The organism is Helicobacter bilis (genome assembly GCF_001999985.1).
Classification (GTDB): domain Bacteria; phylum Campylobacterota; class Campylobacteria; order Campylobacterales; family Helicobacteraceae; genus Helicobacter_A; species Helicobacter_A rappini.
In genome coordinates, this window is record NZ_CP019645.1 from 1,153,451 (window position 1) to 1,167,962 (window position 14,512).

General features: G+C 33.8%; 13 protein-coding genes and 2 pseudogenes. 11 read left to right on the forward strand and 4 right to left on the reverse strand.

All coding sequences use genetic code 11. The annotated features are described in order from the left end of the window. Positions 1-23: 23 nt before the first annotated feature. The 3 genes from XJ32_RS05450 to XJ32_RS12785 are packed head-to-tail and all read left to right on the forward strand — an operon-like array spanning position 24 to position 2,003. On the forward strand, positions 24-182 hold the full coding sequence (locus XJ32_RS05450) for a type II restriction endonuclease (RefSeq protein WP_254422501.1): 159 nt from the start codon (positions 24-26) through the stop codon (positions 180-182). Then, a complete protein-coding gene (locus XJ32_RS12780; RefSeq protein WP_254422502.1) occupies positions 182-892 on the forward strand; it encodes a hypothetical protein in 711 nt (236 codons plus the stop codon). The genes XJ32_RS05450 and XJ32_RS12780 overlap by 1 nt, the downstream gene beginning before the upstream one ends. A 49-nt stretch (positions 893-941) precedes the next feature. Beyond that, on the forward strand, positions 942-2,003 hold the full coding sequence (locus XJ32_RS12785; RefSeq protein WP_254422503.1) for a hypothetical protein: 1,062 nt from the start codon (positions 942-944) through the stop codon (positions 2,001-2,003). A 67-nt stretch (positions 2,004-2,070) separates the two neighbouring features. Here the strand turns inward: XJ32_RS12785 and XJ32_RS05460 are convergent, their stop codons facing one another. The 3 genes from XJ32_RS05460 to XJ32_RS05470 form a co-directional block, all read right to left on the reverse strand. Continuing rightward, complete coding sequence (locus XJ32_RS05460) at positions 2,071-2,364, reverse strand: hypothetical protein (RefSeq protein ID WP_004086154.1); 294 nt, start codon at positions 2,362-2,364, stop codon at positions 2,071-2,073. Continuing rightward, positions 2,365-2,682 carry a DMT family transporter gene (locus tag XJ32_RS05465; protein ID WP_005216778.1) on the reverse strand — a complete coding sequence of 106 codons (318 nt, stop codon included), beginning with the start codon at positions 2,680-2,682 and terminating at the stop codon, positions 2,365-2,367. Between the two features lie 255 nt (positions 2,683-2,937). Then, positions 2,938-4,020, reverse strand: coding sequence for a cytochrome-c peroxidase (locus tag XJ32_RS05470; protein WP_077388598.1), 1,083 nt, complete (start codon positions 4,018-4,020; stop codon positions 2,938-2,940). Between the two features lie 228 nt (positions 4,021-4,248). On the opposite strand from XJ32_RS05470, the gene XJ32_RS05475 reads away from it, so the two are divergent. Further along, the gene (locus XJ32_RS05475) at positions 4,249-5,766 is read left to right on the forward strand and encodes a TolC family protein (RefSeq protein ID WP_077388599.1); all 1,518 of its coding nucleotides are present in this window, start codon (positions 4,249-4,251) and stop codon (positions 5,764-5,766) included. A gap of 17 nt (positions 5,767-5,783) precedes the next feature. Continuing rightward, on the forward strand, positions 5,784-7,034 hold the full coding sequence (locus XJ32_RS05480; RefSeq protein ID WP_077388600.1) for an efflux RND transporter periplasmic adaptor subunit: 1,251 nt from the start codon (positions 5,784-5,786) through the stop codon (positions 7,032-7,034). A gap of 380 nt (positions 7,035-7,414) precedes the next feature. Here the strand turns inward: XJ32_RS05480 and XJ32_RS05485 are convergent, their stop codons facing one another. Then, a complete protein-coding gene (locus XJ32_RS05485) occupies positions 7,415-9,217 on the reverse strand; it encodes an AAA domain-containing protein (protein ID WP_167619987.1) in 1,803 nt (600 codons plus the stop codon). Positions 9,218-9,455: 238 nt separating this feature from the next. Between XJ32_RS05485 and XJ32_RS05490 the strand changes: the two genes are divergently transcribed. From XJ32_RS05490 to XJ32_RS05515, 6 genes and pseudogenes are all read left to right on the forward strand, one after another. Next, positions 9,456-10,430, forward strand: coding sequence for a hypothetical protein (locus tag XJ32_RS05490; protein ID WP_077388602.1), 975 nt, complete (start codon positions 9,456-9,458; stop codon positions 10,428-10,430). A gap of 18 nt (positions 10,431-10,448) precedes the next feature. Then, positions 10,449-11,129, forward strand: coding sequence for a hypothetical protein (locus XJ32_RS05495; protein WP_077388603.1), 681 nt, complete (start codon positions 10,449-10,451; stop codon positions 11,127-11,129). A gap of 157 nt (positions 11,130-11,286) precedes the next feature. Continuing rightward, positions 11,287-11,694, forward strand: a pseudogene (gene secG, locus XJ32_RS13410) (preprotein translocase subunit SecG); the annotation flags it as partial. Between the two features lie 20 nt (positions 11,695-11,714). Next, complete coding sequence (gene frr / locus XJ32_RS05505) at positions 11,715-12,272, forward strand: ribosome recycling factor (protein ID WP_005216765.1); 558 nt, start codon at positions 11,715-11,717, stop codon at positions 12,270-12,272. 4 nt (positions 12,273-12,276) lie between these two features. Further along, a complete protein-coding gene (gene pyrE / locus XJ32_RS05510) occupies positions 12,277-12,900 on the forward strand; it encodes an orotate phosphoribosyltransferase (protein ID WP_077388605.1) in 624 nt (207 codons plus the stop codon). Positions 12,901-12,999: 99 nt separating this feature from the next. Then, positions 13,000-13,297 (forward strand): annotated as a pseudogene (locus tag XJ32_RS05515) (glycosyltransferase family 2 protein); the annotation flags it as partial. Between the last annotated feature and the right edge of the window lie 1,215 nt (positions 13,298-14,512).

The following is a 14,512-nucleotide window of genomic DNA, read 5'->3' on the forward strand; positions in this document are numbered from 1 at the left end:
GCTAGAATCTAGCAATAAACCCCTTGTGTGGTGAGATTATAAAATGTGTAGATAAAATCCTAGAATCTAAAGCAAAAGATTCTACCCTTGACACAAGCAAGTTAGAATCTCAAATTGATTCTTTAGTCTATACACTCTACAATCTCACAAACGATGAGATAGAAATAATAAAGGGAAAATAATGAGAAATGACACAAAACAAGCCGCCAAAAATATAGCTCAAATTTTAGAAATAAGTGAGAAATATGTTCGTTATGATGATAGAGAGAAAGTTTATGTTATAGAAAATTGCGTAAGCGAAAACAGCCTTGAAGTTATCAAATTTAATAAAGATATACAATTTGATGATTTGTTGGATTATCCTTTGAAATTTCATAAATGTGAGTTTTTAGAAAGTGTAATTGGGTATGAAAAACAATTTAAACACAAACTTATTTTCACAAATGTAACTTTTAAAAAGATTTTGAATCTTGCATTTAGTATATTTAACAATGAAATATTTTTTTTCAATGTTACATTTAAACACAACATTGATTGCCGACAATGTGAATTTAAAGGAATATTTAAAGCATTTGGAGTTAAGTTTTTAAAAGGAGCAATTTTTGAAAACTCTACCTTTGAAAAAGAAGTCCATTTTGGCAAAGAAATTGATGACAGAAACACAGAAAAATCAAATATGTTTGGAAGTTGTAGTTTTGAGACTGCCTTTTTTGAAAATTGTAATTTCTTTGATAGTGTTTATTTTAAAAATAATGAATTTAAACAATTATTTTTTAAAAATTCCATATTTATAATGTCTATTTTAACAATTCCCATTTTTATGATTTTGCTGATTTTCACGAGTGTGAATTTGAAAAACCGCTTGTTTTTATGGGGCAACTTTTCACAATAAAGCAATTCTTAATTTTTCACAAGCTATTTTCAAAGAGAATCTAAACTTTGTGAATGTGAAATGCAATTTTGAATTTAAAGATTTAAAAGCCTTAATAGAAAATGATGATAAAACTTTTTCAAGTAAAGTTGCAAATGATTTTAGAGATTCTTTTAGGATTATCAAAAATGCTTTGGTAAAAGATAATAATCTCCTAGACGCTTCAAACTTCCACAAATACGAACTCTATTGCAAAGAAATAGAGCTAGAACAAATATGGCATAAGCAGGGCAAAACTGCTGAAACTGAAGCTGATATAAAAAGAAATACCCATAAATTTAGAGATTATATAGACTGCTTGCTGCTAGGATTTTATAGAAAGCTATGTGAGCATCATACAGATTTTTTAAAGGTTTTTTTGCTCATCGTTTTGTATGCTTTATTTTTTAAGGGTATCGCGTATTTGCATAATGCTAAAATTGAAAACATAAGCGAAGAGTTCATATTATCTAAAATTTCTAATAATTTTGAGTTTTATTTTAATTTGGGACTTATTATTTTTATAGTCCTTGGAAGTATTTTGATACTATGTAAAATCTATAAAAATTTTTTCATTTATTTTATTAGATTTTGTTTTAAAAAATTGAATTTTTACAAAAGACTTCATTGTAATATACGGCAATCATTTAAGAGTTTCATTACATTTTTAAAAATACTCATAAAAGATTTATGGTATTTGATAGAAAGTTTAATCCTTGCGTTCTTTTTTGCTTATGCTTTTTATGTATTATTGGTTGGATTTGGTGGGAAAATTATAGATTTAAATAAAGATTATGGATACTCATTGTTTATTAACACATTGTTTGTTGGATTATATATTAGTTTAGTCTATACCAAATCCTTGATTATCGGTAGATATATATTACTTATTGCTTCTTATATGGGTTTTTTTATAGTGCTGATAAAATATCCTAGCATAATTCACCCTTTGATAGGAAAAATCGCAGATACTGATAAAACTTGCACTTGTCCAAGCGTAGTGGCATTAAGCATACTATATACCATACTTATATTTCTAGTTCTTTTTTCACTCCAAAAAACCGCACGCAAAAACTCCATAATCCCACACTAAATATGCTAATTTTTGACTATATCTTTAAACCATGTCTTTAGATTCTAAATATTTATCTTGCATGAAATTATTGTATTGCATAGTAATGCAGAGTGATTTCATCGTTTGCTTTTCCTGTAAGCATACACGCATTATAGGTGTGATTGCTTTGTGTTTTTAATGTGTGTTTTTTGCATATATTGTGTTTTAGGTTGTAAAAAAGTGTTTCATTTGCTTTATAAAGATTCTGCATATCATGTGTGTTTAACTGCTTTGTGATTGTATTTTGGGCTTGTAAAAGTAGAATAAAAGCAAATGATAGGATAAGCAGAGAGAAAGCAATATCTATGCTTAAAAAGCCGCTTTTATGATTTTGTCTCATTTAGAATTTTAACTGCAATAAAGCCACAGCGATAACTACCAAAACAATGCCGACATAACCAATAGGTTTTAGCTTTTGCTTGAAAAAGTAGTATGCCCCAGCAACACTGCCCAAAATCCCAATAGCCCCCCAAAGCGTATAGGCAATAGGCAAAGACATGCCATTATCAACAACAACAGCGAGTAGTAAAAACGCAGAACCCACAAGCACTAAGGCAAGTATCCCCCACCATATCTTGCGGAATCCATCGGATTTTTGCAATGCAAGATTTGCAAAAATATCAAACACACCAGAGAGTATTATTAAGACAAAATTCATGATTAAAGTTCCATAGTTTCGAAGTATTCGTGCAATCATAGCAAAAATTTAGCGAAGTTACAATACGCTGTGTTTTGCTATTTTTAAGTGGTTTTATGCTGATACTAGATTTATGGCAATATGTAGAATAGATTCTGTGTTGCGTGTAAATGCATGTAGTTATTATGAGGCGACTTAACCTTAAAGATTCTTTTAATAACATGATTGTTATTAAAAGGCGATAATCTTAAGGAATCTAACTAGGTAAGTTTTAGATTAAAAAGTTGGCTTTGGCGTTTTAGAGCTTGCCACAGGCAACACAGGATAGATAACTTCTGGCATTTTACCATCTAGGGCTTTAAAGAATGTAGCAATAGATTCTATCTCTTTTTGACTTAAATCTATGCCTAATTGAATCTTACCCATTTCCTTAATCGCATCTTTAATGTCCCAGTATTGTCCATTATGAAAATATGGTGCAGTTTGCATTACATTTCTTAATGTTGGGGTTTTTACTAAACCATCTTCATTACCTTTAAAATCACCGATATTTGCGTATTGATACTGCCCCATAACGCCAAATGCCTGCATATTCCCACCAAGATTTATGCCATTATGACATGAGGTGCAACCCTTATCGATAAATAGATTTAGCCCCTCTTTTTCTTGCTTTGTAAGGGCATTTGTATCCCCTCTTAAGAAAGAATCATATCGGCTTGGCGTTGTAAGCGTAAATTCATACAATGCAATTGTATCTGCGATGAGTTTAAAGTCTATTTTCACATTTTTTCCATACGCTTTTTTAAACTCATTGACATATTCTGGTATTGAAGTGATTTTTTCTTCAACAAGCTTTGGTTGGGCTGCCATTTCTACTGGATTTTGGATTGGTCCTTGTGCCTGATCGCCTAAATGTGCTGATCTACCATCCCAAAACTGCACATCATTGAATACAGAGTTAAGCACAGTTGGGCTATTGAGATTATGCGGATTTGCACTCCATTTATGCCCGATAGCTGCTGGCACGACATCAGCACCAGCAAGTCCTAAGTTATGGCAAGTATTACATGAGATAAGGTTTGAGCTTGATAATCGTGGGTCAAAATATAGCTTCTTACCTAATTCAATTTGCTCTTTTGTAAGCAATGGGCTATAACCTTTTGCAACACCGGTTTCTTTTATCTTTTGTTGTTGAAAGGCTGCTAGTTCCTTGCCTGTTGGCATTGGATCTAAACTAGAATCTTTTGCCTTTTGCAATAGTTCTTTATCGCTTGGGATAGCACTTGCTGCAAAAGCTATGGCTAGAGTTACTGCCCCAGCAATTATGATGTTTAGTCCAAGTTTATTGTAAGTCGTCATTATCATTCCTTTAAAATAGAGTTAAAACCGCCATTATAACATTTTAAGGAAAGTTTAGGAGATAATGCAATATGTAAATGTGTAAAATAGTATTTTTATATGGAATATTATTGCGTATAGACATGAAATCGCACAAACTTTAACAATATTTCATATAATTACAATCTTAATAGTAATTTTCAAATTTGTTATTCTGTTGTATTTCAATATATAGGTTATTTGATAGTTATGATTTATCGGTATATCTTACGCATAAGTTTTATTATTATCCCTTTTATATGTTTTTATTGTATAGGTTGCGTAAAGCTTCCTAAAGAGAGTGATTTAGCAATAAAAACGCATACGCCAAGAGTGTTTGCAAATAAGGATTTATTAGAAAGTATCGCTACGACTAAAGATAATGAATACAAGGACTTTAAAAGCACATTTTTTATGCTATTTGATGATTCTGTATTAAACGAACTTGCAAATCACGCCTTGCAAAAAAATACGAATATAAAAACCTTAGAATCAAATATTAAACAAGCAAGGGCAACCGCAAAAATACATACTTGGAATCTTTTCCCTAAAGCAAATGCTGGGCTAAACTACAATTATAGCGATAATAACTACAAGCAGATTCAGACAAATATCACGCAAAATACGACAAATATGAGCCTATCTTTTAGCTGGGAGGTTGATCTCTTTGGCAAATTAAACGCATTGAGACTATCTAGCAAACAGCAGATTCTGCAGTCAATATACAATCTACAAGCCGCACAAGTTATTTTGCTAGGCGATATTGCAAACTACTACTTTATCATAAGACAAACAAGAGAAGCCATTACACTTAATAAACAAATCACACAAAACCTTGAAGAAATCTACAAACTCACAGAGAAAAAATACCATCTAGGGCTTGTGGGGCTTGATAGCGTAGCAACGACAAAGAGCAACTATCTCACGCAAAAAAATACAACCCTATCACTTGAATACACGCTAGAGCAAAATAAAAACGCCCTGCTAGTGCTACTAAATGCCAATACACTTAACTTTGATATAAACACAGATAACTACACCTTTAAAACCCCACAAATCCCGCATGTAGATTCCATGCCAACAAATGTTTTATTTAACCGCCCCGATGTGCGTGCAAGTGTATTTGCACTCAATAGCTCCCTGTATCAACGCTATAATAAAAAAATGGCATTATTACCAAGTGTGAATCTAAGTGGGAATCTAGGGCAGATTCTGTTTTCACCACAGCTTGGTATCGGCGATATGGTATGGCAGATGGCAGGCTCACTTGCAGCCCCTCTTCTTAATCGTCAAGCACTCACACAAGACTACATTATCGCAAAAGAGAATACAAAACAAGCCTTTTATTCATTGCAAAATACACTTAACACCGCCCTAGCAGAAATAGAAAATGCAGCAAAATATGTCTTCATCACACAAGAGACACTAAAGCACACACAAGAAAACTACAATATACATAAAGATACACTAAGCATTATGGAATCTCGCTATCAAAAAAACCTTATAGATTCTATCTCAAGGCTTGAATATGAGAATAACTATCTGCGTGCAAAAAACACCCTTGCAAGTGCAAATCTAAGCAAAAATCAAGCAGTAATAGCCCTTTATAAAGCCTTTGGTGGTGACTTTGCTCCAAATGAACTAAAAGATGGAATCTTACAAGCCGCCCAAATTCCAAAAATAGATAAAACAAAAGAAGACACCAATGACCCAGCAAATGACTTATAAACAATAAAAGGAAAAATATGCCAAGCACAAAAGAAATATATGATACTATCACGCCAAAGGTAGCAAAAAAGAAGTTTGTTATACTTGCCATTATTGCAGTAGTGCTACTTGCTATTATCCTTTTTTATCTCTTTTTGCATGATTCTAAAAACATTACTTATACTACTATAAAGCCTATAAAGGGCGATATTACACAAAGCGTGTCAGCTACTGGCACACTCTCGCCAACAAATGAAGTAGAAATAGGCAGTCAAATCTCTGGCACGATTTATAAGCTATATGTAGATGTAAATGACTCTGTGCGGAAAAATCAGATTCTAGCAGAAATCAATCCAAATAAACTCAATCAAACAAAAGAAGGCTATGAAGCCCAACTCCAATCAGCCCTAGCAAATCTTGAAGCCTCAAAGGTAGCGTTGGAGCAAAAAAAGTGGAATTACGAACAACAGCAACAACTCTATGAAGCAACAGGGGGCAAAACTCCCTCAAAGCTTGAACTACAAAATGCAAAAATGGACTATCTCTCCGCAAAAGCTGATATAAAAATCAAACAAGCAAGTATAGCCCAAATCCAAACCAATCTAAAATCCGCAAAAATAGATCTCCAAAATGCGATTATAAAAAGCCCAATAGATGGCATTATCCTAGAGCGGAGTATAAGCTTAGGGCAGACCGTTGCTGCAAGCTTTCAAACGCCAACACTTTTTAAACTCGCACAGAATCTAAAGGAAATGAATCTAGTCGTAAATATTTCAGAATCTGATATAGGCAAGGTGCAGTCAGACCAAGAAGTAAGCTTTAGTGTCGATGCCTATCCCAATCAAACATTTAAAGCAAAGGTAGATAGAGTGAATTTTGCCGCTACAACGACAGATAATATCACAAGCTATGAGACAACAATCTATGTAAATAATGAAAATTTACTTTTAAAACCGGGCATGAACGCTACCGCTTTCATACAAGTAGCAAATGAAAAGGATACGCTTTTAGTCCCAATCGCAGCGATATTTTATAATCCACAAGCACAACAAGCAAAGCCAGATTCTAAAAAATCATCAAACCCACTTATGTTTTCTCCCCCAAGACGACAAAAACAAGCAAACACGACTACAAATACAAACAACACAAAGCAAGGCTCAATATGGATACTAGAAGACGGAATCCCAAAGTCTATACCGATAAATATAGGCATTTCGGATTCTAAAATGGTAGCAATCAGCGGCGAAAATCTTAGCACTGATACAGAGATTATTGTAGAATCACACTAGATTTCTAAGATTGTGGAATCTTTTTGTTTTGTGTCCTGCTTTTTTGCATGTTTGTTTTTATTTTTTACACCCTAAACCCTGCAGTCACCCAAAGTGGTATAGCTAAATTTTATTAGATTTTTAGATTTTACACAAATGAGATTCCAAGTCGCTTAAATTTAGATTCTCTAGTGTTAGATGTTTTGGCTTCGCTAACATGATGGATTGTTATGTTGGTTTCTAAAATCCCTTTTGCATCTCAACCTGCATTTACCCCAAAGTTGTGGCTTCTAAGAACATATTTTTGCGTTTAACTCCGCATAAGCAATATAGAATCTTAAAAGTAATCTAAAAGATTCTATATGCGTATTGTTTTAATGTTGCATATAAGACTCTATATCTTAAAACGGCAATTCACTAGGCTTTATGGGCTGTCTATGTGAGAGTGGATAAGGCTTTGCATTTTGCAGTAAAGCAGTGATAAATTGCCCTTGTCTGCGTATCCAAGAGGAATAATCACATACGATAATAAGCTTCTTTTTCAATCGGCTAACTGCTACATTGAGTGCGAATAATGCGGCTTTATTGTAAGAATCTGTCATATATTTACTAAATTTCACGGGCGAAAAAATGATAGTATCAAACTCTTTTCCTTGTGATTTATGGATTGTAAAAACACTATGTTTAGGGATACGCTTTGAGATTAAAAGCTTTTGCTGGTCTCTAAATGGGGTTAGAATCGCATATTCATCTATAAGTATTTGGGTTAATGCAGTAATTGCATTTGCCTCGCCCATACTTTCATTACGATTATTTTGTGCGTTATACTCATAGCTTGGTCCAAAGCTTGTGCTATCGATATAGTAAATCTCTGTTGGCAAACCTTTGCCATTTAAGCCATTATGATAGACATGTCTATCTAGCACATGGGCTAGATTATTGCCATAGCGGTGCGTAGTTGTAAGCTTATAATGGGCGATAGAGTTAAATGTAATATCATCGTAGTTATGCTGTGCGTGTAGTATCGCATGATTATTAAAAAACATTTCTAAAAAGAGTGTGTTTAAACTCCATACGCACACTTCAAAGTGTTTGGTTTGAATGTCAGAATCTTGCATGTGGCAGATTGGCATTAATTGCTTATGATCGCCTAAAAGGGTTATTGGCGTGTTAAGTGTAAGTGGGGCGATAAGCTTTATAAGTGGTGAAAAGGCACATTCATCAAGGAAAATATGTGAAAACTCTAACTCACAAAGCTGGGCATAACGCTTCACAAAGCTATCGAGTGTAACGCCTATAACAAGGCATTCTTGCAGTCTTTCTTTTAGTGTTTGTGGCTTAAATAGACTTTGTAATTCATTATTAGATTCTAACTCTTCTTTAGAATCTTTCTCATCAGCTTGCAAACACACATCAGGGAAATTTTGTAAAAAATCACTGCTTGGCATACCTAAACGCAGGAATTTATATCGCGGCAAACCCTTTCTATCGCCTTGCGTGATAAGGGCGATAAAGATTTGCTCTAATGCGGTATTTGTCGGGGCTAGTATCAATGTCTTTTTATTTTGTGTGATAAGATTTAATAAGCAGTTAAAAAGCACAACTTGTGTTTTACCACTCCCGCTAATCCCCCAAACATAGCTTATAGGGTGAGTGAAAATGCCTTTGATTGCCTCTTGTTGCTCTTTGCTTATGTGAGAATCTAGCGCGATTTTTAGCTCTATTGGCTTTGTTGTTGGCAGGGCTAGTTTTAGTGAATCTTTATTGAGAAAATCTCGTATATTTTTTACAAGAAATTTTAAATCATTAAAAATTCGCAAATGTTTTGGCACTTCTTTTTTATAATTATCACCAAGCAAATAAGATATTATAGAATCTTTACTTAACCTTACTTCTTTATTATTTTGTGTAGTTTCATCAAGTAAGGTGGTAAGCAGTGAATCTGAAAATTTTAATCTCAATGTTTTAGTTGGTTCATTAAAGCTTTTTTCTTCAAATGAGTCTATATCGATTATAAAATCTTGTATATAGACTTGTAAATAATCTGTGCCAAATAGCATACGATCTAGTTCTAGCAATAGCGTATCATACTTTTCCATGCGGATACGAAGTATATGTATTTCTTCTATGCCTTGATTTGTTTGCTCTAAAAATTCTAAATAGCTAGTAGCCCCTTGTAGTAGATAACTTTGTAATGGTTGCATGTGTGAAACTCTCTGTTTTTTATAGCATTGTAGCATTAAATTTAGATTCTAAATAAATACTATATGTAATGGGATTAAAAAGAAAAGCTTAAAATTAAATATGTGCTAAGGTAAGTTTCTCTTGCTAGTAATAGTCTTTTACTTCTTTTTGTGCTAATATTTCAATGCTAAAGGTTTAATGAAAATTAAAGATTTATTCAACTTGATTCAACTTGGGACTAGTGTTTGAAAGGTTTGTATGAGATTATGCCATGTAATATTGCTTTGTGTGTTTAGCATTAATGCGTGTTTAGCGATCACTCTTACTCAATACGCACAAGCACAAACCTATGAAATATCGCCAGATATAGAGTGTAAAAACGAAGAGTATAAAGTCGTATGCAATGTAGAAAATGTAGAATGGATAGATGGTGTAGTAGCAAAAAAATTTCAATATATACTTGAATTACACGAAGACACATTACTAAAACATCGTTATTTTGAGTTTCACACACAAAATCTTAACTTTGAGGGCTATAATCTCACTGCACTTATACCAGATTCAATACTCTGTGTTGAAAAGTCCAAATTCACACAAGATAAACCCGATAAAAGCATACAAGCCACGACAGAATGCACCATGCAATCTAGCGCATATCACATTGTAGCACATGCAAACTTTATTACCACACACCCCATGTATAATACTGCAAATAGCCTACTTGAAGCACATCTTTTAGAACATGAGCGATTTAGACAGCCCTTGCAACACCAAGATGATGAGACATGGCAGAAAGACTATAAAATAGCCATAAACAATGCGACAATATGGATAAAAAGCACAAATTTAAATGAGATTCTATTTGACTTATACAAAAGAGAGCAGCATATCGCCACTAGCACAACTTCACAAGATGATAGAGATTATCGCATTATGCAAGATTCTATATTAACAAAGGATTATTTAGCGTTTTTGCAAAAATCTTTTGAGATTCTAAATGCGATTAATAAACAAGCAAATCTTTCAAAACAAGAACAGCAGGGTTTAACAAAAGTCCTGCATAAACTCATCGCAATCGCTACAACGCCAAATCAAAGTCTATCGCTACGCATAAAGGGAAGTGAGAATCTTATCTTATCGCTTTATGAGCTTGAGAGTCTCACAGCCATTGATAATACCTTTTTTGATATTCTTGCTAAGATTCTAAAATATTCACATATTAAAATAGCGTAATATTGCAAGGAAAAGATTATGAAAGTTTTATATTTTATACTCCCTTATCTGTTACTATCTAATCAGTTATTTGCAAATCAATTAAAGGTGCCACAAGCCCCAACCATAAATACGCCAAAAAACCCCACCCTGCCGCATATTGATATACCACGCCTAGATGCACCGCATATAGATACAAGCATACCACAATCTAGCATAGATTCCAAACCCCAAAATATGATTTTACGCAATCTCATACATGAAGTGATACAAAAAAACATGCAACTAAACACAGCATGTATCCCACAGCAAATCGCTATGCAAAATACATTACATAGCGATGAGGTAGAGAATCTTGGCATACAATTAGAACTCACCACCACACAATACAAAGACAATCTTTTGCGATTACAGAATCTCGTGCTAAAGCCTGCAAATAAGAAAGCACAAAAGCAATTTGTGCTTAATTCTCAAGGATTAAATACTCAAAGTTTAGATTCTCAAAATCTAAATATTCACAATCCAAACGCATACAATCTAGATGGTATTCTTATGGTTATGACTTTTTTAGAGAAAGGCATAAAACGCCATACAATCGCCCTTTCACCAAACTATATACAAATTGACAACGCATTACTAGAAAATACACCACAAGTCTTTAGAATCTTTCAAACATATTTTTGCCATGCACGCACTTTTCATACTATCCCTAAGAAATAATTATAGCGTTTAAATAATATTGTATTTTTAGTGTTTGCACTTATTACTTTTCGCCCAAATTATACGCTATTTAGCATTTTTTGCTATAATGTCGGCTTTTATATTTTTATGGCTTTAATATGAGTTTAGAATCTTTTTCATTTTTTAGGGAGTTTTTATGACAAGTGTTTTGATTGTCTTTCAAGTGATATTAACCATTGCTATTGTTATAGCTGTGTTATTACAAAAGAGTTCTAGCATAGGTTTAGGTGCGTATAGTGGGAGTAATGAAAGCCTTTTTGGTGCAAAAGGTCCAGCTAACTTCATGGCAAAAATCACAATGTTTTTAGGTTTGCTTTTCATTATAAACACCATTGCACTAGGCTATCTCTATAATACAAAATCAAGTCGTAGTTCGAGTGTGCTTGATGGCGTAGAGATTCCAAAAGCATTACCGCTAACACCAACAGATAGCACGCTACCCTTATCTAGTCCGCTTTTACAAGGCACACAACCAGCCCTCACACCACAAGCACCACTCACGCCTTCACTCAATACAGAATCTACCCCAACAGATTCTAATGCTACTACACAAGGAGTTAAATAATGTTGCAAGATATTTATAATAATACAAAAGAATACATGCAAAAAAGTTTGCAATCATTGCAGAAAGATTTTGCAACATTGCGTAGCGGTAGAGTGAGTGTGAATATCCTTGATAATATCCGCGTAGATTACTATGGCACACCTACACCATTAGCCCAAGTCGGCAGTGTGATAGCCCAAGATGCAACGACAATTATCATTAATCCATGGGAAAAGCCCTTATTAAAAGAAATAGAAAAGGCAATACAAGAGGCAAACATAGGGGTTAATCCAAACGCAGATGGCGAGTGTATCAAGCTTTTTTTCCCGCCGATGACTTCAGACCAAAGAAAAGACATCGCCAAACAAGCAAAGGCAATGGGCGAGAAAGCAAAGATTGCAGTAAGAAACATTCGACAAGATTCTAATAATGCGATTAAAAAACTTGAGAAAGACAAGGCAATAACCACAGATGAAAGCAAAAAAGGTGCTGATGAGATACAAAAAATCACAGATGAGCATATTAAAAAGATTGATAACATGGTAAAAACAAAAGAAGAAGAAGTAATGAAGGTATAAAAGCATGGCATTAGATATAGAATCTATTTATAAAGAACACAATGCCTTGCTTGAGGGGCATTTTTTACTGAGTAGTGGCAATCATAGTGCGTTTTATCTGCAGTCTGCTAAAGTGCTAGAGAATCCAAAGACAGCCGAGATTCTAGCAAAAGAGTTAGCAAAGCAAATTCTAGATTATGGCATAGTGCTTGATTGTGTATGCTCCCCTGCATTAGGTGGCATTTTAGCTGGTTATGAGTTAGCAAGGGCGCTTGATGTGAGATTTATCTTCACCGAAAGAGTTGATGGCAAGATGACTTTACGCAGGGGCTTTGAAGTAGCTAAGAATGAAAGAGTGCTAATCTGTGAAGATATCATCACAACCGGTGGGAGTGCAATGGAGAGTGCAGAATGTGTAAAGAGTGCCGGTGGAGTTATAGTCGCATTTGCAGGATTAGCAAATCGTGGGCTTTGCAGACGCACAAAAACAGATGGCACATATTCTATGGGTAAAAGCAAAGAGGTGTGTAAATTGAGCCAAAATATCCCACTATTTGCATTAGCTGACTTTGACTTTGAGCTTTACGACGCCAAGACTTGCCCGCTTTGTAAAGATTCCGTTGCGTATAAACCCGGAAGCAGGCAGTAGTTTTAGATATTAGAATCAATCATGACTATATATCTTTTGCTATAATAGCAAGTTTGTTTGAGAGATAAACTCAAATATACATAAACATGAGAGAACACCATGCAACATAACACTACAACAACACAATCTCCACAAAACAAAAAAGTAGGCGTTGTAATACCAATCTATAATGTAGCAGAGTATCTAAGAGAATGTCTAGATTCTGTAATCAATCAAACATATAAGAATCTAAGCATTGTTTTAGTCAATGATGGTAGCACAGATAATAATGAAAGTCTAAATATAGCAAAAGAATATGTAGCAAAAGATTCTAGATTTATACTTATAGATAAAGAGAATGGTGGGTTATCTAGTGCTAGAAATGTAGGTATTGCATGGTTTAGTGAAAAGTATGAAGCAAAACTAGATTCTAGTATAAATTTAGAATCTAGCACAACATATACAATAGATTCCACGCTTCAATATAAAGATAAAGTAAAACCAGATTTGAAAGCAACTTGTCATACTGAGCCTTTGAGTGAAGTATCCAACATGGAATCAAATTTTTACTTAGATTCTGAAATAGATTCAAATAAAGATTTTTCACCTATGACTAAAAATAACAAGAATCTGAACTCTACACAAAACACAAACTACAATAATAGAATAAATAGCAACAATGGGGGGGGGGGGGTAACACTCTATTCCTATAACATTACAAATGAAAACCCATATAATATTTATAAAATTTATACTGCTAGCACTCATGCAACCACGACACAACAAGAATTTAGCACAGATTCTAAAACTTTAAAATCCAATAATTCCCAAAACAACACAGATGAATCTCAGCATAAAATAAACAACATAAATCATCACAAAGATAGCCCACCTCACAATACAGAATCCATACACAATATAAACACCACAAAACACAATATAAACACCACAAACAATCATAACTCCACACTCCAACCACAAAAAATAGACTATATTATCTTTTTAGATTCTGATGACTATTGGAAACCTTATTGCATAGAAGAGTGTATAAAGCATTCAGATGGTGTAGATATTGTGTGGTTTGAGTCGGAATGTTTTTTGAATGGCGAAATAGTTGATTGCGGTGATTTACATAATGAATATGGTATTTTTACAAGTCAAATGCTTACCAAAACAGAGTTAATTCGGGCTAAAAGACAACATGAGACAGCAGCATTTTATTTAGCTACAATGGGATTTATGGATTTTCATTTCTTATACAATGCTCAATTATATTTTCTCGACAACATAATCCACGAAGACCACAATTTTGGGTTATTGCTTATATTGCAATGTAATAACATTTTTGCTTTATGTGAAAGTCTTTATTGCGTGAGGTTGCGTCCAAATAGCATCACTCGTTTTGATTCTAAAAATCCTCATATAGTTCCGCATTGCAAACATATTTATCAAGCCTTCAATAATGCAAGATTAGCTAAACAATATCATATTGCTAGTAGCTGGTTTCTCATGCTTTTAGAATTAATTCAGTTTTTAAAAGATCATCCAAACAAAGATAATGAAACAATAGAACAACTCTTTTTTCCATATTATATACAACACAGCCTAAAACTTTTTGATTTTAAGCATGACC